The following is a 19,910-nucleotide window of genomic DNA, read 5'->3' as shown; positions in this document are numbered from 1 at the left end:
CTACCGGCGCTGCACCGGGGCGGCGGCGCGGCGCGCGACGAGCCGGTTGAGCCGCTCGGACATGACCAGTCCCAGCACCACCAGCACGGCGAGGAACAGCGGGAAGACCCAGGTCCCTGCCCACGTCGAGAGCGCGCCGAACAGCGGCGGCGCGAGGGTGGAGCCGGTGTAGGCCGCGGCCATCTGGATCCCGATGATCGCCTGCGAGCTCCGGCGGCCGAAGTTGACCGGGGTGGAGTGGATGATCGCGGGGTAGACGGGCGCGGACCCGAGCCCGGCGACGACGAGCCCGGCCAGCGCGAGCACGTCGGTCCCCACGGGGACCGCGATCATCAGGACGCCGACGCCGACCGTCACGAAGCCGCCGCGGATCAGATGCTTGTCCCCGACGCGGTCGGCGAAGAAGCCGGCCAGGAACCGTCCGCCCGTGATGCCCAGCAGGAAGAGCGACCCGAACGCGGCAGCCGTGGCGGGGGTGACGCCGCGGTCGGTGACCAGGTACGTCGACGCCCACAGGATCGAGGTGCTCTCGAGCGCGCAGTAGGCGAAGAAGGCCGCCAGGACCAGCGTCACGCCGGGGATCCGCAGGGCCTGGGCGAGCGGGACGTGGGCGCCGGCCGCCGAGGGTTCGTGCTCGGCCTCGTGCGCCTCACGGGCCCTATCGGGCCCACCGGCCCCGCCTGCCCCACCGGCGTAGGCGGGGCGGACCGGATGGACCTTCCCCCACAGCGGCAGGCTGACGACCAGCGCGACCGTGAGCACGGCCTGGGTGATCCCGACGATCTGGTACGCGCTGGACCAGCCCAGGCCGGAGGTGATGGCGTAGCTCATGATGAACGGGCTGATCGAGGCGCCGACGCCCCAGAAGCTGTGCAGCCAGTTCATGTGGCGCGCGGCGTAGTGCAGGGCCACGTAGTTGTTGAGGGCCGCGTCGACCGCACCCGCGCCCAGCCCGTACGGGACGGCCCACAGGCACAGCAGCCAGAACGAGCCGGAGACGGAGAACCCCACGAGGGCGGCCGCGGTCAGCCCGACGCTGACCGCGGTGACGACGCCGGCACCGAAGCGGCGCGTGAGGCGTTCGGACGCGAGGCTGGAGAGGATCGTGCCGCCGGCGATGATCATCGTCAGGAGGCCGGCGAAGGCGACGGGGACGCCGAGGTCCTCGTGCATGACCGGCCAACCCGCACCGACGAGGGAGTCCGGGAGCCCGAGGCTGACGAAGGCGACGTAGATGATCGCCAGGAGGAGCGAGTACACGAAGGCCTTTCAGGGTGTACGGGGGAGGCGCACCTCGGCGGTGCACGGACGAGGGTACCGAGCGGTGGTACGTCCGTACACATCGGTGTCAGGGAACGACGAAGCCCAGGCCGGACGTGGTGTCCGACCTGGGCTCTGGCCGTGGAGCGGGTGACGGGAATCGAACCCGCGCTATCAGCTTGGGAAGCTGAAGTTCTACCATTGAACTACACCCGCGCAGCAGCACCGTAGACGATGTGCGCGCCCCGATCATACCCAACACGGCCGGATGCTTCGAACCGCGTGTCAGAGGGCGGCGCCCCAGCGGTAGCCGAGGGAGGCCAGCGCGACGCACATCACGAGGATGCCGACCGAGTAGGCGAGCGCCGTGCCGTAGCGCTTCTGCTTGACGAGCTGGACGGCCTCGTAGCTCGCGGTGCTGAACGTGGTGTACCCGCCCAGGAAGCCGGTCCCGACGATCGCGGCGACGTCGGTCGAGGCGAGCCTGCTGACGACCAGGCCGGTGAGGACGCCCAGCACCAGCGACCCGGTCATGTTGATGATCGCGGTAGGCCACGGGAACGCGGTCCTGATCTTGGCGTGGATCAGCCCGTCGACCAGGAAGCGCGCGCCCGCTCCCACCCCGCCCGCGGCCGCGAGGAGGAGGAAGACGCCGAGGGTCATCGCTCCGTCCCCCGTTCGGCGGCACGTTCGGCGGCACGTTCGGCGGCACGTTCGGCGGCACGGTCGACGCTCCGGTCGGCGCTCTGCTTGCGCGCGTGGACCCTGGTAGCCACGACGATGCCGGAGAAGGTCGCGACCGCACCGATCACCACCGTCGCCAGGGCGTAGGCCAGCGCGAGGTCGACGCGTGCGCCGTCGAGCAGCAGCGCGGTGTCGACCGCCAGCGTGCTGTACGTCGTGAAGCCGCCGCAGAATCCCGTCCCGAGGAGCAGCCTGAGGCGGGGCCCGAGCGGGTCGCCCGGCAGGCGGCGGGTCACGGCCTCGTAGAGGTAGCCCAGCAGGAACGCCCCGACGACGTTGACGACCGGGGCTGCGACGGGGAGCTCGCCGACGTCCGGCACCGCGAGGTTCACGCCCTCGCGGCCGGCGGTCCCGAGCACGCCGCCGGCCACGACGACACCGATCGAGGCCCAGCGCCGGTGGCGGGGCCTGGTCTCGGCGGCCATCAGGCCGACGTCCAGGGCGGACGGGGCTCGGCGCCGGAGGACCGGGCCGGGATCACCACCACGGGACGGTCCTGGTGGTGCGCGAGGCGCACCGCGACCGACCGGTTGAAGAGCTCCTGGACACCGGCGGCGAACCCGCGCCCGTGGACGCCGACGACGATCATCGCCGCGTCGACCGTCTCCGCGAGGTGGCCGAGGGCCTGGGCGGTGTCGCCCGCCAGCAGCCGGGTGCTCCACCGCACGCCGCTCGGGCCGAGCACCGAGGCGAGGTGCTCCGCGAGCGCCGGCTCGAGCTCCTCCTGGCCGGGGTCGTCGAGGTCCGGGTCGATCGGGGACGTGGTCGTCCGCCCGTCCGCGTCCTCCGACACCACGAACCGGTCCGCGTCCACGTACGCGCAGACCAGCTCGGCGCCGAACTGCCTCGCGAAGCGTGCCGCGTCACTCAGGACGTGGTCGGGCTGCCCCGGGGCGACGCCGAGGACGACCGGCTGCCGGCCCGACCCGCCGTCGTCTCCCATGGCTCGAGCGTAGGACGCTTCCGTCCCGTCCTCCCGCCAGGCCCCGCCGGGCCCTGCCAGGCCCCGTCGGGCACCGTCGGCGCGGCACGCCCGTTACCGTTGCTCCGTGCTGCTCTCCGACCGTGACATCCGGGCCGAGCTCGACGCCGGGCGGGTCGTCCTCGACCCGCTGGACCCGTCGATGCTCCAGCCCTCCAGCATCGACGTCCGCCTCGACCGGTACTTCCGGCTGTTCGACAACCACAAGTACCCGTTCATCGACCCCGCCCAGGAGCAGCCCGACCTGACGCGGCTCGTCGAGGTCGCGCCGGACGAGCCGTTCGTCCTGCACCCGGGCGAGTTCGTGCTGGGGTCCACGTTCGAGGGCGTGACGCTGCCCGACGACGTCGCCGCGCGCCTGGAGGGCAAGTCGTCGCTCGGGCGGCTGGGGCTGCTCACGCACAGCACGGCCGGCTTCATCGACCCCGGCTTCTCGGGCCACGTGACGCTCGAGCTGAGCAACGTCGCGACGCTGCCGATCACGCTGTGGCCCGGGATGAAGATCGGGCAGCTGTGCTTCTTCCGGCTCTCCTCGCCGGCCGAGCACCCGTACGGCTCGCAGGCCTACGGGTCGCGCTACCAGGGGCAGCGCGGTCCGACGGCCAGCCGTTCCTGGCAGTCCTTCCACCAGACCGGGCTCTGAGATGCCGCCGGGGCCGGACGCTTCTCGCGGGGCGTTCCGGGACGGGGGCCGACGTCGCTACGCTCGGTCCCGCCGCGCCAGCGGCCGGGGGCGTCCGCCCCTGTCCCGGAAGGAGCTCCGCCACATGGCCACCACCGCCACCGACCTCCCCCCGGTGCCGCCCGCAGCGGCGCAAGGGCACCAGGCGCGCCACCTGCTGGGGGTGCCGGCGGACGTCGTCGTGGACGAGATCGAGGTGCTGGCGATGTCCCGCTTCGTCGGCACCCGCTGGGACGTGGTCCCGGCGGACCTGCCCGGGGTGGAGGTCCCCGTCGGGCGGATGGCGAACCCCGGCGAGCCGGGCGTGCTGCGCCTGTCGCGCCACAGCACCCTGGCGGGCCCCTACGCGCCGCAGGGCAAGAAGGTCGACACCGGGATGCCGGCCGGCACGACGATGGTCTTCGACGTCGTGTGCCCGCGCGAGCGCTGGGACGACGCGCCCCGGTACGGCGGCGACCGGGACGGCCTCGCCCGGTCGTTCCCGGCCGGCATGCCGAACCGCGAGGAGGAGCGGGTCGTCACCTGGCTGGTCCAGGCGGCCAGGCGGCTCGGCGGCACGGTCCGGCTCGACGTCGCGGGCCGGTGGGACGACGCGGACGGCGGGCGGCGGGCGCCCGGCACCGGCACGACCCTCACCCCCGACCCGGGGGTCGCCGTCGACCTGACGGTCTACTCGGACGTGTGGCTCGACCCCCAGGCGGCGCACCGCGTGCTGCAGGCGGTGCACCCGCGCGTCGTCCTGGCGATGGAGGGCAAGCCGTACCAGGGGCCGCCGAAAGGGATCGCGGACCGGCCGCTCTACCCGGGCGAGCCGCTCGACGACGACGTGCGCCGCGAGCTGCACGCCCGCGCCGACGACTTCGACATCGAGGCGCTGCGGGCCCCGCTGGTGCTGGACGGGTACGGCCTCGTGACCGACCTCGGGATGGACGGGTCGATCACCGTCGAGGTGCTGGGGGAGGAGCGGATGCCGCTGCTCGTGCGCGACCTGCCGTGGGCCGCGTCGGGCGCCGTCTGCTACCACGTGCGCTGGGACGCGCCGGACCTGGTCGAGTCGCAGCGCGAGTTCCCGCAGGCGGCGCACGTCGTCGCGCGCAAGCGGGCGGCCGACCTGGTCGGGAAGATGGCGGTCGCGATCCACGCCGCCACGGGTGGCGAGATCGCCGACGAGGCGGACTTCCTGCTCGACCCCGAAGACCTGTAGCCGGGCCCGTCGGCGGCGCGCGCGGCGCCCGCCGGCCCGCCCGATGACGCAGTTCACAGGCACTCGTCACGTCCGTCGCGGCATTGCCACCCCGACGTGACGATAGAGTAAAGCCCTCGCCCCGCCCCTCGACCGGACGGAGTGCTGTGCTCTCAGTGCTGCTGCTCACCTTCCTGCTGGCCCTCGCGGCGCCGGCTCTGGTGGCGTGGCTGGGCAGGAGGGCCTTCTGGGTCCTCGCGCTCGGCCCGGCAGCGGCAGCGGGCTACGCCCTCGCCCAGACGTCCCGTGTCCAGGCGGGCGACTACCCCGTCTCACGCACCTCCTGGGTGCCGGGCCTCGAGCTGTCCATCGACTTCCGGCTCGACACGCTGTCGTGGCTCATGCTGCTGGTCGTGGGCGGCGTCGGGGCCCTCGTGCTGCTGTACTGCTCCGCGTACTTCGCCCGTGACGCCCTGGGCACGGGCCGGTTCGCGGCGGTCCTCACGGCGTTCGCCGGGGCGATGGTCGGTCTCGTCACCGCCGACGACCTCCTGATGCTGTTCGTCTTCTGGGAGCTGACCACGGTCTTCTCCTACCTGCTGATCGGCCACTACGCGGACCGCAAGGCGTCCCGCCGTGCCGCGATGCAGGCGATCGTGGTGACGACGGCCGGCGGCCTCGTCATGCTGGTCGGGCTGATCGTGCTCGGGGTGTCGAGCGGCACCTGGTTCGTGTCCGAGGTGGTCGCCGACCCGCCGACGGGCACCCCGGCCGTCGTCGCGGCGGTCTGTCTCCTCGCGGGCGCGGCGACCAAGTCCGCCCTCATCCCGTTCCACTTCTGGCTGCCGGCGGCCATGGCCGCCCCCACCCCGGTCTCCGCGTACCTGCACGCCGCGGCGATGGTCAAAGCGGGGGTGTACCTGGTCGCCCGGTTCGCCCCGGCCCTCGCGGACCTGCCCGTCTGGCGCTGGCTGGTGCTGGTGCTGGGCGCCGGCACGCTGCTGCTCGGCGGCTACCGGGCGCTGCGCCAGCACGACCTCAAGCTCGTCCTCGCGTTCGGCACGGTCTCCCAGCTGGGCCTGATCGTCCTGCTGCTCGGCCTCGGCTCGCGGGCGCTCGCCCTCGCGGGACTGGCGCTGCTGGGGGCGCACGCGATGTTCAAGGCGGCGCTGTTCCTCGTGGTCGGCGGGATCGACGTCGCCACCGGCACCCGCGACCTGAGGCGGCTGTCGGGGCTGTGGCGCACCATGCCGGTGACGACGGTCGCAGGCGTCCTCGCGACCGCGTCGATGATCGGCTTCCCGCCGTTCGCGGGGTACGTGGCCAAAGAGGCGGCCCTCGAGGGGCTCTGGCACGACGCCACGCACGGCGGGGGCCTGGAGACGGTGGCGCTCGTCGCCGTCGCGGTCGGCTCCGCGCTGACGGTCGCCTACGGCCTGCGGTTCGTCTGGGGCGCCTTCGGCACCAAGCGGCGCCCGGCCACGGAGTCGGCGGGCACGGGGTCGACGGGCGCGGCGGCGAAGGGCGCGGCGGCGACCGCCCCGGACGCCGACCGGATCGCCGAGCCGACCGCCGTGCGGCGCCAGCCGTGGCTCCTCGTCGCGCCGCCGCTCGTCCTCGCGGTGCTCGGGCTGCTGGTGGCCCTCGCCCCGGCCACCGGCGACCGGCTGCTCGCCCCGCACGCGGACACGTACCCCTCGGGCGAGCCCGGGCACCTGGTCCTGTGGGGCGGGTTCACGCCGGTGCTCGCCATCACCCTCGTGGTGCTGGCGGTCGGCGCGCTGATGTTCGTCCAGCGTGCGCGGGTCGAGCGGTGGCAGGACGCCCTGTGGTCGCCCGAGGGCGCCGACCTCGCCTACCGCCGCACGATGCGCCGCCTCGACGAGGTCGCGGCCGACGTGACCGCCGCGACGCAGCGCGGCTCGCTGCCCGTGTACCTCAGCATCATCCTCGTCGTCCTGGCCGTGGCCCCCGGCACGGTGATCGCCAGCGGGGTGCTGCGCGGCACCACCGTCCCCGTCGAGGTCGTGCCGTGGGACGAGCCCGCGCAGGCCGCCATCGTCGCCATCGTCGTGATCGCCTCGGTCCTCGCCGCCCGCGCGCGCCGGCGCCTCAAGGCCGTGGTGCTCGTCGGCGTCGCGGGCTACGCCAACGCCGCGCTCTTCCTCCTGCACGGGGCCCCCGACCTCGCGCTCACCCAGGTGCTGTGCGAGACGGTGACGCTGGTCGTGCTCGTCCTGGTGCTGCGCCGCCTGCCCCCGTACTTCACGGACCGCCCGCTGAGGGCGAGCCGCTGGGGCCGGCTCGCCCTCGCCGTCGCGAGCGGCCTGGTGATGATGGCCCTGACGGTCGCCGCCCCGCTCGCGCGGGTCGCCACGCCGATCAGCGGGAGCTTCCCCGACGAGGCCGTGACCTACGGCGGGGGCAAGAACATCGTCAACGTGACCCTGGTCGACATCCGCGCCTGGGACACGGTCGGCGAGATCTCGGTGCTGCTCGTCGCCGCGACCGGCGTCGCGTCGCTGGTGTTCCTGCGCCACCGCAGCGGCGAGGTGCTGCGGCTGTCCCGCGCCGCCGACGTCGAGGTCCCGGACACCCACCGCCGCAGCGTCTGGCTCGCCGCCGGTGGCACGCTCGCCCCGGAGCGCCGCTCGGTGATGTTCGAGGTCGTCACGCGGGTGATCTTCCACGCGATGGTCCTGTTCGCCCTGTACCTCCTGTTCAGCGGCCACAACGCGCCGGGCGGCGGGTTCGCCGCCGGGCTCGTCGTCGGGATTGCGCTGGCCGTGCGGTACCTCGCCGGCGGGCGCTACGAGCTCGGCGAAGCGCTGCCCGTGGCGCCGGGCATCCTGCTCGGCACCGGGCTGTTCCTGTCGGCCGGCGTCGGGCTGGCCGCGCTGCTGTCCGGGCAGGAGGTCCTGGAGAGCTTCATCGTGGACTTCTCCCTCCCGGTGATCGGCCACGTGCACCTGGTGACGTCCCTCTTCTTCGACATCGGCGTGATGCTCGTCGTGGTCGGCCTCGTGCTGGACGTGCTGCGCACCTTCGGCGCCGAGATCGACCGGCAGGGCGACGCGACGCCGGCCCCCACCCTCGAGGTCCGGGAGGGCGTGCGATGACCGTCCTGGAGAACACGCCCTCCGCGGTGCTGGTGCTGGCCGTCGGCGTCCTGTGGGCCAGCGGCATCTACCTGATGCTCGAGCGTCCCCTCACCCGGGTGCTGCTCGGCTTCGTCCTCGTCGGCAACGGCATCAACCTCATGCTGCTGGTCGCCGGCGGGCGGGCGGGCGCGTCGCCGATCGTGGGCAACGCCCCGCCCTCGGTGCGGATGAGCGACCCGCTCGCGCAGGCCATGGTGCTCACCTCGATCGTCATCACCCTCGCGCTGACCTCGTTCGTCCTCGCGATGGCCTACCGGTCGTGGCAGCTGAACGGCCACGACGAGGTCGCCGACGACGTCGAGGACCGCCGCGTCGCGCGGCACGCGGCGATCAACGCCCCGGCGTTCGAGGACGCCGACGACGTCGAGACCGGCGAGACCCTCGACGAGGAGGCCGCCGAGGTCTTCGACGAGGTCGCAGGCGACGAGGACGACGAGAGGCCCCCGAAGGACGAGCGGGCCCCGCGGCCCACGAAGGACACGAAGGAGGGGCCGCGATGACCGGTGCCGAGCCCCTGTGGAGCGTCGCGACGCTCGTCCCGCTGCCCGTCCTGCTGCCCCTGTTCGCGGCGGGCCTGACGCTGGCGCTGCACCGCTTCGCCACCGCCCAGCGCGTCATCAGCGTCACGGCGCTGGCCGCGACCACGGCCGCGTCGGCGGCGCTGGTCGTGGCGGCGGACTCGGGCCCGATCGTGGTCGACGTCGGCGGGTGGGCGGCCCCGGTCGGCATCGACCTGGTGGCCGACCGGCTCTCGGCGCTCATGCTCACCGTCAGCGGCGTGATGCTGCTGTGCGTGCTCCTGTACTCCCTGGGCCAGGGCGTGCCCGAGGGGGACACCGGGGACGAGAAGCCGGGCCGCGTGGGCGACGCCATCCCCGTCGCGATCTTCCACCCCACGTTCCTCGTCCTGTCGGCCGGCGTCGCCAACGCGTTCCTGTCGGGCGACCTGTTCAACCTCTACGTGGGCTTCGAGATCCTGCTCGCCGCGTCCTCCGTGCTCCTGACCCTCGGCGGCACCGCGGAACGGATCCGCGCCGGGTCGGTGTACGTGATCGTCGCCCTGATGTCGTCGCTGCTCATCCTGTCGGCGATCGGCCTGGTCTATGCGGCCACCGGCACGGTGAACATGGCGCAGCTCGCGATGCGGCTGCCCGAGATCGACCCGACCGTGCGCCTCGCGCTGCAGCTGCTGCTGCTCCTGGCGTTCGGCATCAAGGCGGCGATCTTCCCGCTGTCGGCCTGGCTGCCGGACTCGTACCCGACGGCGCCCGCACCGGTCACCGCCGTGTTCGCCGGGCTGCTCACCAAGGTGGGCGTCTACGCGATCCTGCGCGTGCAGACCCTCCTGTTCCCGGTCGACGAGACGGTCGACCAGGTGCTCCTCGTGCTCGCGCTGCTGACGATGGTCATCGGGATCCTCGGCGCCGTGGCCCAGAACGACGTCAAACGTCTGCTGTCGTTCACCCTGGTGAGCCACATCGGCTTCATGATCTTCGGCGTCGCGCTCGCCTCCGAGGCGGGCACCGCGGCCGCGATCTACTACGTCGTGCACCACATCTCCGTCCAGACGGCGCTGTTCCTCGTCGTGGGGCTCGTCGAGTGGAGGGGCGGGTCGACGTCGCTCGACAAGCTCGGCGGCCTCGCCAAGCTGGCCCCGGGCCTGGCCCTGCTGTTCTTCGTGCCGGCGCTCAACCTCGCCGGCATCCCGCCGATGTCCGGGTTCCTCGGCAAGGTGGGGCTGCTCACCGAGGGCGTGACCAACGGGTCCGGCCTCGCGTGGGCGCTCGTCGTCGGCTCGGTCGTGACGTCGCTCCTCACCCTCTACGCGGTCGTCAAGGCGTGGAACAAGGCGTTCTGGCAGACCGCGCCGCCCGAGATCGAGCCGCACGTGCCGCTCCCGCGCGGCATGGTCTGGCCCACCGGCGCCCTCGTCGCGTTCGGGCTCCTGCTCACCGTCGCGGCCGGGCCGCTGTACGGGTACGCCGAGCGGGCCGCGAGCGCGTCGATGGACGGGCACTCGTACGTCGACGCCGTCTTCCCGGGCGGGTCGGAACGCGGCACCGGCGAGTCGGCCGAGATCGTGGGGGAGTCCGGCGGGAAGTCGGCCGGCGAGCCCGGAGGTGAGGCGCCGTGAGCCTGCACCCCCGCCGACGGGCAGCGCGCCGCGTGCGCCTGCTGAGCGCGCAGTGGCCCGCCCTCGTCGTCCTCACCGTCATCTGGGTGCTGCTGTGGGGCGACCTGTCGTGGGCGAACGTCCTCGCCGGGCTGGCGCTGGCCGTGTTCCTCGTCGTCGTCTTCCCGCTGCCGCCGATCGTGTCCGACGGCCGGTTCCGCCTGGTCCCGTTCCTGAACCTGGCGGGGAGGTTCCTGTCCGACCTCGTGGTCGCGTCGTTCAAGGTCGCGTGGGTGGCGCTGCGCCCCGGCCCGGCGCCCCACGGGGCGGTCGTGCAGGTGCGGCTGCGCAACGCACAGGACGTCTACCTCACGCTGACGGCGGTCCTGTCCACGCTGGTGCCGGGCTCGCTGGTGATCGAGACGCGGCGGGACGCCGGGATCCTGTTCCTGCACGTGCTCGACATCGAGGCGTCCGGCGGCCTGGACGGGGTGCGTCGTGACATCCTCGCGCTCGAGGCGCGTGTGCTGCGCGCCCTCGCCTCGGACGAGGTGCTCGCCCGCTGCGGCATGCCCGACGGCCGGTCGGTCGTGGACACGGTCCGGACGACGGAGGGGGAGGGCTGATGGCGGTCGTGGTCGTGGTCGCCGCGGTGCTCGTCGTGTCGGCGGCGCTGCTCGCGCTCCGGCGCATCGAGAAAGGGCCGTCCATGCTGGACCGCGCCCTGGGGCTCGACCTGCTGACGGCGAGCCTGGTCGGCGCGATCGCGATCGAGGCGGCCTGGTCGCGGCGCACGGAGACCATCCCCATCCTCGTCGCCCTGTCCCTGGTGGGCTTCGTCGGGTCGGTCGTCATCTCTCGCTTCGTCGCGCGCGAGCCCGACGGCGACGGCGAGGTGCGCTCGCCGGAGGAGGTCGCAGCCCAGGCGCGCGCCGCCGACGTGCCCCGGGGGGAGCAGTTCGGCGGCGACCACCCCGGTGAGTCGGACGAGGCCGACGGCGACCGGCGCGAGCGGAGGAACAGGTCATGACCGACGTCGACGCCGGGTTCTGGACGACGGTGGCCGACACCGTCGCGGCGGTGTGCCTGCTCGCGGGGGCGTTCCTCACGTTCGCGGCGGGTGTCGGCACGCTGCGCTTCCCCTCGCTCCTGGCGCGGATGCACGCGGTGACGAAGCCGCAGGTGCTCGGGCTCATCCTCGGCCTCACGGCGCTCGCCCTGCGCGTGCGGAACTGGTCGGCGGTCGCGATGCTCGTGCTGGTCGTCATCTTCCAGCTCGCGACGGCGCCGGTCGGGGCACACCTCGTCAGCCGGGCGGGCTTCCGTACCGGCAAGGTCGACGAGACGGAGCTGCAGCCCAACGAGATGGACCCGAGCAGCACCGACGACCCGCACTGACCCCGTCCGCCGGCTCGACAGGCCCGGGCCCGGGAGGCTGGCGCCGCCGCGCGCCGCGGGCGGGCGGCTGGTAGACCGGCACCATGACCGGCGACGACAGCGACCTCGACCCGTCACGAGGTGTCGCGGAGTCCGCCAGCCCGCGGGTCGCGCAGACCGGGGCCACGGGCGAGAGCACGCTGACCGTCGTCATCGCCTTCGTCGCGAACGCGCTCGTGGCGGTGGCGAAGTCGGCGGCCGCCGTCCTCACCGGCTCGGCCTCCATGCTCGCCGAGGCGGTGCACTCGTGGGCGGACACGGGCAACGAGGTGTTCCTGCTGATCGCCGACCGGCGGTCGCGCCGTGCCGCGGACGCGGAGCACCCGCTGGGCTTCGGGCGCGAGGCCTACGTGTGGTCGATGTTCGCGGCGATCGGGCTGTTCGCGGTCGGCGCGGGCGTGTCGATCACGCACGGCATCCAGGAGCTCGTGCACCCCGAGCCGGCCAGCGACTTCGGGATCGCGTACGCGGTGCTGGGCGCGGCCTTCGTGCTCGAGGGGATCTCGTTCCTGCAGGCGACCCGGCAGGCCCGCGCGGAGGCGAAGAAGGTGGAGCGGGAGGTACTGCACCACGTGCTCGTTACCTCCGACCCGACGCTGCGCGCCGTGTTCGCCGAGGACGCCGCGGCGCTCGTCGGCCTCGTGGTCGCGTTCGGCGGGGTGCTGGCCCACCAGCTCACCGGGTCGCCCGTGCCCGACGCGGTCGGCTCGATCGTGGTGGGCGTCGTGCTGGCCGTGGTGTCGCTGGTGCTGGTGGACCGCAACCGGCGGTTCCTCGTGGGCGAGGCGGCGCTGCCCGGCACGCGCGACGCCGTCCTCGCGCACCTGCTGGAGATGCCGCAGGTGGAGCGCGTGACGTACCTGCGGCTGGAGTACGTGGGGCCGCGGTCGCTCTACCTGGTGGCCAGCGTGGACCTGCGGGGCAACGAGCGGGAGGAGTCGGTGGCCCGGCGGCTCGACGAGCTGGAGCGCGCGGCGGTCCGCTCGCCCGCCGTCGCCGGCGCGGTGTTCACCGTCTCCGTGCCCGAGGAGCCGTCGCTGCGGCCCGCCGCAGGCTGACCCGCGCCGATCTCCTGCCCTCGGCGGGGGTCAGCCGGCGTGCCTTGCCTCGTGGTCCAGCAGGCGTCGCTTCACCTCGACGCCGTACCGGAAACCGCCGAGGCCACCGTCGGTGCGCAGCACACGGTGGCACGGCACGAACAGCGCGGCCGCGTTCATCGCGCACGCGCCAGCGGCGGCGCGCACCGCCGCCGGCCGGCCCGACAGCTCCGCGTAGCGGGTGTACGTCACCGGGTCGCCGGCCTCGACCGTGCGCAGCACGTCCCACGCGTGCGACCGGTACGGGCCGGACGACTGGCGCACGGGGACCGCGTCGATCGCGTGCACGTCGCCGGCGTAGTAGGCGTGCACCGCCGCCACGGCCGGTGCGACGACCGGGTCGTCGGCGCCCGTCGCGACGACCTCCGCCGGCCGGACGTCGGGGTGGGTGAGCGCGACCAGCGACGCGACGTCGTCCGTCCAGCCCGAGGCGAGCACGGCGCCGTCCGCCGCGACGACGACCGTGAACGGCCCGTCGGGGGTGTCGGTCGTCGTGCTGGTGGCGGTCCTGGTGCTGGTGGCGGTCGTGGGGTCGGTCACGGTGCTCATCGGGTCTCCTTCGGTCGGTCGGTCGGCAGGGCGTGACGCCACAGGTGCACCGCGGCGTACGAGCGCCACGGCGCCCAGCGCGCGGCACGGGAGCGCAGGGCGGACGACCGGGCCGCACGCCCGGCGTCGGGGAGGGTGATGCCGGCGGCCTGCGCGCCGGCGAGCAGGGCGACGTCGCCGTCGAGCCAGGCGTCGGGGTCGCCGAGCACCCGCATCGCGACGTACGCCGCGGTCCAGGGCCCGATGCCCGGCCGGGCGACCAGGGCATCGCGCAGGGCGCCGGCGTCCGCGCCGACGTCGACCACCAGGTCGCCGTCGGCCAGCGCCCGTGCGGTGCCGGCCACCGCGGCGCGGGAGCGGGCAGGCAGGCGCAGCTGCTCGGCGCCGCCCGCGACCTGGGCCGCCGTCGGGAACAGGCGGGTCAGCCCGTCGATGCCGGAGTCGTAGGCCGTGCCGACGGCGGCGGCCAGGCGCCCGAGGTGGGTGCGGGCGGCGGCGACGCTGATCTGTTGGCCGACGATCGCCCGCACGACGAGCTCGTGCGGGTCGACGGCGCCGGGGACGCGGATGCCGGGCATCGCCGCGACGAGCGGGGCGAGCGCCGGGTCGTCGCCGAGCGCGGTGTCGACGGCGACCGGGTCGGCGTCCAGGTCGAGGAGCCGCCGCAGCCGGGCGACCGCCACCGGGACGTCCGCGGCCGTGGCGAGCTCGAGGCGCACCGCGACGCGCCCGGGGCCGACGCCCGGCCCGGCGGAGACCTCCGCCGCGCCGGGCCCGTGGGGCAGCGTGAGGGTGCGCGCGTACCGCACGTCCGGGCCGGCCAGGGTGGCGGTCTCGACGCCGTCGACGGCGCGGGCGGCGAGGAAGCCGACGACGCCGCGGGCGTCGAACGGCTCGCGCACCGGCAGCTCCAGCGCGAGCCGCACGCGGGCGACGCAGGCCGCGCCTCCCGGCACGGGAGCCGTGCCGCTGTCGGGCCCCGGGACGGCAGGGGCCCCGTGCGGGGAGACCAGGGCCGGGCGGTTCCGGGGCCCGCGACCGCGGCGGGCGCGGGCGCGCAGCGCGCTGGGGGTGACGTCGAAGACCTCCGCCACGGTGTCGTTGAACTGCCGGATCGAGCCGAAGCCCGCCGCGAACGCGACGTCGGCCAGCGGGAGGTCCGTGCCGACGACCAACGCCCGCGCCGTCTGCGCACGCTGGGCGCGGGCGAGGGCGATCGGGCCGGCGCCGAGCTCGGCGGTGAGCAGCCGGTGCACCTGCCGCGCGCTGTAGCCCAGGCGGGCGGCGAGGCCTTCCACGCCGTCGCGGTCCACGACGCCGTCCGTGATGAGCCGCATCGCGCGGGCGGCGACGTCGTGCCGCAGGTCCCACTCCGGCGTGCCGGGGGCCGCCTCGGGCAGGCACCGCTTGCACGCGCGGTACCCGGCGTCGTGCGCGGCGGCCGACGTCAGGTAGAACGTGACGTTCTCCGGCTTGGGGGTACGGGCCGGGCACGACGGGCGGCAGTAGATCCCGGTGGTGCGCACGGCCGTGTAGAACTGGCCGTCGAAGCGGGGGTCGCGCGCGGCGATGGCGCGGTACCGCTGGGCGAACGCGGGCGCCGGCTGCGGGTCGTCGAGAACTGCCATGCCGCCATCCTCACCCGCGCACCGGGCGGTGGCTAGCGGGATTCGGACACGACCGTGGCGGTCACGGGACGTGCGTGTCGACCCAGTCCAGGACGGCGGACAGGTAGGCGCTCCGCGCCGGCTCGGGGGAGAGGGCGAGGTCGTGCGCGCCGCCCGGGACGGGGACGAGGGTGACGTCGGTGCCGAGCCGCGGCGCGCGGTCCGCAATCTGCGCGACGTCCAGCACCGAGTCGGTCGTGACCAGCTCGGGGTGCCACCGGCGCGCCGGGCCGGACCGGGCCGAGGTGAGGACGAGCACCGGGATCGTCAGGTCGAGGCCGCGGGCGACGCGGCGGTGCGCGCGCCGCACCGTGCGCAGCCATGCGGAGCGGACCGGGAAGCCTTCGCGCGGCTTCCACGCCAGGTCGTAGTCCCACGCGCCGCCCGTCGTGCGGTGCAGGGCCCCGCCGTAGTGCTCGCCGAGCCTGCCGACCACGAGCCGCGGCGCGACGCGCCCGCCCACGTCGATCGCCCAGGTCGCCGGGACGCGCTCGAACCAGCCCTCGTTGAGCTCCAACCAGGGGCTGTTGAGCACGAGCGCGTCGGCACGGCCCGGGCGGCCGTTCGCCCACAGCGGGGCAATCAGCCCACCCGTCGAGTGGCCCAGGACGACGAGCCGCTCGTGCCCGGCACCGCGGACGACGGCGGCCGCCGCGTCGAGGTCCTGGGCGTACAGCGCGAGGTCGGTCACCAGGTTCGGGTCGTGGCCGGCGGCCGTGTGCGCCGCCAGGGACCGCCCGTGGCCGCGCAGGTCGACGGCGTAGAAGGCGTGGCCCCGGTCGGCGACGGCGCGTGCCACGTGGGGGTGGAAGAAGTAGTCGACGAAACCGTGCACGTACAGCACCGCGACGCGCGCGGGGTCGTCGCCCGGGCCGTCGGGCGTGGACGGGACGTGGCGCACCAGCGTGGCCTCCGCGCCGCCCGGCAGCGGCAGGGTGCGCGCCTCGAAGTCGGGGCCGAGGACGTCGGGGCGCCACGCCCCGCGCGCCGGCTCCGGCCGGTCAGGCACCCTGCGGAGGATCGGTCGGCCGGCGCTCGGGGGTCTCCGGCGACGGCGTCTCCGGCGATGGCGTCTCCGGCGTCGTCGGGTCGACCGGCCGGGTCGGGTCGTGGGGCTCGACCGGTCGTGTCGGGGGCTCCGTGGGCTGCACCGGCTCAGCGGGCTCCGACGGCGGCACCGGGGCGGTGGGCTCGGTGGCGGGTCGGGGCTCGGCGGGCTCCAGGGGCTCCGGGACCGGGCCGGTGCCGCCGTCCTGGCCAGGGCCCGGCTCCGTGGGCTCCGGGGCGGGGCCGGGCTCGAGCGGCTCGGGGACGGGGCCGGTCGTGGGGGCCGGTGCCGCGGCGGGCGGCGCCGTCGGCTCCGGCGCGGAGGCCGGGCGCGTGCCGAAGACCTGCTCCTCCGCCGTCGGCCCGGTGCCGCTGCCGGGGGTGGTGCCCGGGTCGGCCATCGGTGCCGCGCCGAACGCGGCGCCGGGCCCGGCGCCCGGCCCCGCCTGCGGCGCGGTGGCGGCGGCGCCGGAGCGCCGCGAGCGCACGACGAGGACCACGACGAGCGCGAGGACGAGCACCCCGACGACGAGCCCGACGAGCCACCACGGGAAGCTGCTGCCCGCCTCGGCCGCACCCCGCGCCTGGATCTCGGTGGTCTCGCCGAGCTGCGGCGTCCACACCACGGTGTTGCCGTCGACCGTGCCGTTGGTCTCGCCGACGGGCCCGGGGAACGTCACCGCGATCCGGACGTCGAAGGAGTCCTTGACGCCGTCCGGCATGGAACCGAGCTGGTCGGCACCCTCGGACAGGTCCATGGTCCCGGTGACGACGTACTCGTCGCCCTCGCGCGTGATGGAGAGGTCCTCGGCGCCGCCGCCCGAGAAGTTCTCGATCGGGGCGTCCGTGAACGTGAACTCCGAGCCCGTGTACTCGTCGTCGGAGTACGGCTCCTGCGTGGCACCCTCGGGCAGGTCCTGCTGGAGCTCCCCGCCCGCCTGGTCCCAGAGCTGGCCGGGCTCCATGCCCATGGTCTCGGCGAGCTGGTTGGAGATCGCCATGACCATCGACCCGGAGACGGTGTCGTCCTCCGACAGGGTCATGTCCATGTCGACCTTCATGCAGCCCGCGAGGGCGACGAGGCCGACGGCGGCGAGCAGGGCCGCGAGCGCGGTGCGGAGGCGGCGCACGCCTCGGGTCGGAGTGTTCACCGGGTCAGCATCTCGCAGGCGCGGGACCCCGGCCACCCGTGCGGGACCAGCGCTTGCGAGCAAAGTTGAGTGGAATAGACTCAACCTCGCCGAGGTTGCTCCTGGCAGACGTTTCCTGCGTTTCCCCAGCCAGACCGGAGGTCCCATGGACATCAAGCTCACGACCATGTCGCAGCAGGCGCTCGGCGACGCCGTCCAGACGGCGTCGGCGGCCGGCAACCCGCAGCTCGAGCCCGTGCACGTGCTCGCCGCCCTGCTCCAGCAGAGCGGCGGCGTCGCCGTCGGCCTGCTCGAGGCCGTCGGCGCCGACCCCCAGCAGATCGGTCAGCGCACCCGTGCGGCCCTCGTCGCGCTGCCCGCCGCCAGCGGCTCCGCCGTCGCCGAGCCGCGGGCGTCGCGTGCCACGACCACCGTGCTCGAGCTCGCGGGCAAGGAGGCCGAGGCGCTCGGCGACGAGTACGTCTCGACCGAGCACCTGCTCATCGCGATCGCGGCCGGGCAGTCGTCCGCCGCCCAGGCGCTCACCGGCGCCGGCGCCACCGCCGACGCCCTGCGCGCCGCGCTGCCCGCCGTCCGCGGCTCCGGCCGTGTGACCACCCCCAACCCCGAGGGCACCTACAAGGCGCTCGAGCAGTACGGCTCGGACCTCACGCAGGCCGCGCGCGACGGGAAGCTCGACCCCGTCATCGGGCGTGACTCGGAGATCCGCCGCGTCGTGCAGGTGCTCAGCCGCCGCACCAAGAACAACCCCGTGCTCATCGGCGAGCCCGGCGTCGGCAAGACCGCCGTCGTCGAGGGCCTCGCCCAGCGGATCGTCGCCGGCGACGTCCCCGACTCCCTGCAGGGCAAGCGCCTCGTCGCGCTCGACCTCGCGGGGATGGTCGCGGGCGCCAAGTACCGCGGCGAGTTCGAGGAGCGGCTCAAGGCCGTCCTGGAGGAGATCACCGCCTCCGACGGCGAGGTCGTGACGTTCATCGACGAGCTGCACACCGTCGTCGGCGCGGGCGCCGGCGGCGAGGGCGCCATGGACGCGGGCAACATGCTCAAGCCCATGCTCGCCCGCGGCGAGCTGCGGATGGTCGGCGCCACGACGCTCGACGAGTACCGCGAGCACATCGAGAAGGACCCGGCCCTGGAGCGACGCTTCCAGCAGGTCTTCGTCGGCGAGCCGTCCGTCGAGGACACCGTCGCCATCCTGCGCGGGCTCAAGGAGCGGTACGAGGCGCACCACAAGGTGACGATCGCCGACTCCGCGCTCGTGGCCGCGGCGTCCCTGTCCGACCGCTTCATCACGGGCCGCCAGCTTCCCGACAAGGCCATCGACCTGGTCGACGAGGCCGCCAGCCGCCTGCGCATGGAGCTCGACTCCTCGCCCATCGAGATCGACGAGCTGCAGCGCGCCGTGACGCGCCTCGAGATGGAGGAGGTCGTGCTCAGCGAGTCCACCGACGCGGCGAGCGTCGACCGGCTCGAGCGGCTGCGGGCCGACCTGGCGGACAAGCGCGAGGAGCTCGCCGGGCTCACCGCGCGCTGGGAGTCCGAGAAGGCCGGGCACAACCGCGTCGGCGACCTGCGCGCCCGCCTCGACGCGCTGCGCAGCGACGCCGAGCGCAAGCTGCGCGAGGGCGACCTCGAGGGCGCCGCGCGCGTCCAGTACGGCGAGATCCCCGCCGTGGAGCGCGAGCTGGTGGACGCCGAGCGCGCCGAGGCGTCGACGGACGCGTCCGCGGAGGCCGGCGACGTCGCCCAGGAGGCACCGATGATCGCCGACAAGGTCGGCGCCGACGAGATCGCCGAGGTCGTCTCCGCCTGGACGGGCATCCCCGCGGGGCGCATGCTGCAGGGCGAGTCCGAGAAGCTCCTGCACATGGAGGACGTCATCGGTGAGCGGCTCATCGGCCAGCGCGACGCGGTGCGCGCCGTGTCCGACGCGGTGCGGCGCTCGCGGTCCGGGGTCGCCGACCCCGACCGGCCGACGGGCTCGTTCCTGTTCCTCGGGCCCACGGGTGTCGGCAAGACGGAGCTCGCCAAGTCGCTCGCGGACTTCTTGTTCGACGACGAGCGCGCCATGGTGCGCATCGACATGTCGGAGTACGCGGAGAAGCACTCCGTGGCACGGCTGGTCGGGGCGCCCCCCGGCTACGTCGGCTACGAGGAGGGCGGCCAGCTCACCGAGGCGGTGCGCCGGCGCCCGTACTCCGTCGTCCTGCTGGACGAGGTGGAGAAGGCGCACCCGGAGGTCTTCGACATCCTGCTGCAGGTGCTCGACGACGGCCGGCTCACCGACGGCCAGGGCCGCACGGTGGACTTCCGCTCCACGATCCTCGTGCTGACGTCGAACCTCGGTTCGCAGTTCCTCGTCGACCCGACGCTGGCCGACGAGGCGAAGCACGAGGCCGTGATGCAGGCCGTGCGGGCGTCGTTCAAGCCGGAGTTCCTCAACCGGCTCGACGACGTGGTCGTCTTCGACGCGCTGAGCGTGGACGAGCTGGGCCGGATCGTCGACCTGCAGGTCGAGGCGTTCGCCCGCCGGCTCGCAGACCGGCGCATCACGGTGGAGGTCACGTCCGCCGCGCGCGAGTGGCTGGCGCTCGAGGGCTTCGACCCGGCGTACGGCGCCCGCCCGCTGCGCCGCCTGGTGCAGCGCGAGATCGGCGACCGGCTCGCGAAGCTCCTGCTGGCGGGGGAGGTCGCCGACGGTGACACCGTCGTCGTGGACCGCGCGCCCGACGCCGCGGGGCTGGTGGTCGCGGCGCCCGCGGTCGTGTGACCGCGCGGCCGGGTGACAGGCGCGGAGGGCGGAACCTACGATGAGTCCGGCCCGTGACCAGGGTCAC

At 74.5% G+C, this 19,910-nt stretch carries 18 protein-coding genes and 1 tRNA gene; 10 read left to right on the top strand and 9 right to left on the bottom strand.

Features of this window, described 5'->3' with window-relative positions; all coding sequences use genetic code 11:
* The 5 genes from IEW03_RS01895 to IEW03_RS01875 form a co-directional block, all read right to left on the bottom strand.
* Entirely contained in the window at positions 1-1,260 is a 1,260-nt protein-coding gene (locus tag IEW03_RS01895; RefSeq protein ID WP_188521938.1) for an MFS transporter, read from the bottom strand.
* Between the two features lie 142 nt (positions 1,261-1,402).
* A tRNA-Gly gene (locus IEW03_RS01890) sits at positions 1,403-1,476 on the bottom strand.
* Positions 1,477-1,545: 69 nt separating this feature from the next.
* Positions 1,546-1,923, bottom strand: a complete 378-nt coding sequence (gene crcB, locus IEW03_RS01885) for a fluoride efflux transporter CrcB (protein ID WP_188521937.1) — start codon at positions 1,921-1,923, stop codon at positions 1,546-1,548.
* Positions 1,920-2,429, bottom strand: coding sequence for a fluoride efflux transporter FluC (locus tag IEW03_RS01880; protein WP_188521936.1), 510 nt, complete (start codon positions 2,427-2,429; stop codon positions 1,920-1,922). The genes crcB and IEW03_RS01880 overlap by 4 nt, the downstream gene beginning before the upstream one ends.
* Complete coding sequence (locus IEW03_RS01875; protein ID WP_188521935.1) at positions 2,429-2,947, bottom strand: universal stress protein; 519 nt, start codon at positions 2,945-2,947, stop codon at positions 2,429-2,431. Before IEW03_RS01875 ends, IEW03_RS01880 begins: the two co-directional genes overlap by 1 nt.
* Positions 2,948-3,053: 106 nt before the next feature.
* Between IEW03_RS01875 and dcd the strand changes: the two genes are divergently transcribed.
* The 9 genes from dcd to IEW03_RS01830 all read left to right on the top strand — a co-directional run bounded on the left by dcd (position 3,054) and on the right by IEW03_RS01830 (position 12,620).
* On the top strand, positions 3,054-3,629 hold the full coding sequence (gene dcd, locus IEW03_RS01870) for a dCTP deaminase (RefSeq protein WP_188521934.1): 576 nt from the start codon (positions 3,054-3,056) through the stop codon (positions 3,627-3,629).
* A 124-nt stretch (positions 3,630-3,753) separates the two neighbouring features.
* The gene (locus IEW03_RS01865; RefSeq protein WP_188521933.1) at positions 3,754-4,872 is read left to right on the top strand and encodes a hypothetical protein; all 1,119 of its coding nucleotides are present in this window, start codon (positions 3,754-3,756) and stop codon (positions 4,870-4,872) included.
* A gap of 146 nt (positions 4,873-5,018) precedes the next feature.
* Positions 5,019-7,970, top strand: a complete 2,952-nt coding sequence (locus IEW03_RS01860; protein ID WP_188521932.1) for a Na+/H+ antiporter subunit A — start codon at positions 5,019-5,021, stop codon at positions 7,968-7,970.
* Positions 7,967-8,512 (top strand): Na(+)/H(+) antiporter subunit C, encoded by a 546-nt coding sequence (locus IEW03_RS01855; RefSeq protein ID WP_188521931.1) that lies wholly within the window; start codon positions 7,967-7,969, stop codon positions 8,510-8,512. Before IEW03_RS01860 ends, IEW03_RS01855 begins: the two co-directional genes overlap by 4 nt.
* Entirely contained in the window at positions 8,509-10,146 is a 1,638-nt protein-coding gene (locus tag IEW03_RS01850) for a Na+/H+ antiporter subunit D (RefSeq protein WP_188521930.1), read from the top strand. The genes IEW03_RS01855 and IEW03_RS01850 overlap by 4 nt, the downstream gene beginning before the upstream one ends.
* Positions 10,143-10,751 carry a Na+/H+ antiporter subunit E gene (locus IEW03_RS01845; protein WP_188521929.1) on the top strand — a complete coding sequence of 203 codons (609 nt, stop codon included), beginning with the start codon at positions 10,143-10,145 and terminating at the stop codon, positions 10,749-10,751. The genes IEW03_RS01850 and IEW03_RS01845 overlap by 4 nt, the downstream gene beginning before the upstream one ends.
* Positions 10,751-11,155 (top strand): MrpF/PhaF family protein, encoded by a 405-nt coding sequence (locus IEW03_RS01840; protein ID WP_188521928.1) that lies wholly within the window; start codon positions 10,751-10,753, stop codon positions 11,153-11,155. The genes IEW03_RS01845 and IEW03_RS01840 overlap by 1 nt, the downstream gene beginning before the upstream one ends.
* On the top strand, positions 11,152-11,523 hold the full coding sequence (gene mnhG, locus IEW03_RS01835) for a monovalent cation/H(+) antiporter subunit G (protein ID WP_188521927.1): 372 nt from the start codon (positions 11,152-11,154) through the stop codon (positions 11,521-11,523). The genes IEW03_RS01840 and mnhG overlap by 4 nt, the downstream gene beginning before the upstream one ends.
* Positions 11,524-11,606: 83 nt before the next feature.
* On the top strand, positions 11,607-12,620 hold the full coding sequence (locus IEW03_RS01830; protein WP_188521926.1) for a cation diffusion facilitator family transporter: 1,014 nt from the start codon (positions 11,607-11,609) through the stop codon (positions 12,618-12,620).
* Positions 12,621-12,650: 30 nt separating this feature from the next.
* On the opposite strand, the gene IEW03_RS01825 is transcribed toward IEW03_RS01830, so the two are convergent.
* The 4 genes from IEW03_RS01825 to IEW03_RS01810 all read right to left on the bottom strand — a co-directional run bounded on the left by IEW03_RS01825 (position 12,651) and on the right by IEW03_RS01810 (position 17,073).
* A complete protein-coding gene (locus IEW03_RS01825; RefSeq protein WP_188521925.1) occupies positions 12,651-13,208 on the bottom strand; it encodes a methylated-DNA--[protein]-cysteine S-methyltransferase in 558 nt (185 codons plus the stop codon).
* Positions 13,205-14,836 carry an AlkA N-terminal domain-containing protein gene (locus IEW03_RS01820; protein WP_188521924.1) on the bottom strand — a complete coding sequence of 544 codons (1,632 nt, stop codon included), beginning with the start codon at positions 14,834-14,836 and terminating at the stop codon, positions 13,205-13,207. The genes IEW03_RS01825 and IEW03_RS01820 overlap by 4 nt, the downstream gene beginning before the upstream one ends.
* 61 nt (positions 14,837-14,897) lie before the next feature.
* Complete coding sequence (locus IEW03_RS01815) at positions 14,898-15,884, bottom strand: alpha/beta hydrolase (RefSeq protein ID WP_188521923.1); 987 nt, start codon at positions 15,882-15,884, stop codon at positions 14,898-14,900.
* Positions 15,877-17,073: an LppM family (lipo)protein gene (locus IEW03_RS01810; RefSeq protein ID WP_188521922.1), complete on the bottom strand. Its 1,197-nt coding sequence runs from the start codon at positions 17,071-17,073 to the stop codon at positions 15,877-15,879. The genes IEW03_RS01815 and IEW03_RS01810 overlap by 8 nt, the downstream gene beginning before the upstream one ends.
* A gap of 145 nt (positions 17,074-17,218) precedes the next feature.
* Here IEW03_RS01810 and clpB point away from each other — a divergent pair, with 145 nt between their 5' ends.
* The gene (gene clpB, locus IEW03_RS01805) at positions 17,219-19,843 is read left to right on the top strand and encodes an ATP-dependent chaperone ClpB (RefSeq protein ID WP_188521921.1); all 2,625 of its coding nucleotides are present in this window, start codon (positions 17,219-17,221) and stop codon (positions 19,841-19,843) included.
* Positions 19,844-19,910 lie beyond the last annotated feature (67 nt).

It is taken from the genome of Isoptericola cucumis, assembly GCF_014635665.1.
GTDB classification, from domain to species: Bacteria; Actinomycetota; Actinomycetes; order Actinomycetales; family Cellulomonadaceae; genus Isoptericola; species Isoptericola cucumis.
This window is presented reverse-complemented; position numbering and strand designations above follow the sequence as displayed.

Coding starts and splice junctions, on each gene's coding strand:
- crcB (WP_188521937.1), bottom strand. CDS start 1,923: ATGACCCTCGGCGTCTTCCTCCTCCTCGCGGCCGCGGGCGGGGTGGGA.
- IEW03_RS01880 (WP_188521936.1), bottom strand. CDS start 2,429: ATGGCCGCCGAGACCAGGCCCCGCCACCGGCGCTGGGCCTCGATCGGT.
- IEW03_RS01875 (WP_188521935.1), bottom strand. CDS start 2,947: ATGGGAGACGACGGCGGGTCGGGCCGGCAGCCGGTCGTCCTCGGCGTC.
- IEW03_RS01865 (WP_188521933.1), top strand. CDS start 3,754: ATGGCCACCACCGCCACCGACCTCCCCCCGGTGCCGCCCGCAGCGGCG.
- IEW03_RS01855 (WP_188521931.1), top strand. CDS start 7,967: ATGACCGTCCTGGAGAACACGCCCTCCGCGGTGCTGGTGCTGGCCGTC.
- IEW03_RS01850 (WP_188521930.1), top strand. CDS start 8,509: ATGACCGGTGCCGAGCCCCTGTGGAGCGTCGCGACGCTCGTCCCGCTG.
- IEW03_RS01840 (WP_188521928.1), top strand. CDS start 10,751: ATGGCGGTCGTGGTCGTGGTCGCCGCGGTGCTCGTCGTGTCGGCGGCG.
- mnhG (WP_188521927.1), top strand. CDS start 11,152: ATGACCGACGTCGACGCCGGGTTCTGGACGACGGTGGCCGACACCGTC.
- IEW03_RS01830 (WP_188521926.1), top strand. CDS start 11,607: ATGACCGGCGACGACAGCGACCTCGACCCGTCACGAGGTGTCGCGGAG.
- IEW03_RS01825 (WP_188521925.1), bottom strand. CDS start 13,208: ATGAGCACCGTGACCGACCCCACGACCGCCACCAGCACCAGGACCGCC.
- IEW03_RS01820 (WP_188521924.1), bottom strand. CDS start 14,836: ATGGCAGTTCTCGACGACCCGCAGCCGGCGCCCGCGTTCGCCCAGCGG.
- clpB (WP_188521921.1), top strand. CDS start 17,219: ATGGACATCAAGCTCACGACCATGTCGCAGCAGGCGCTCGGCGACGCC.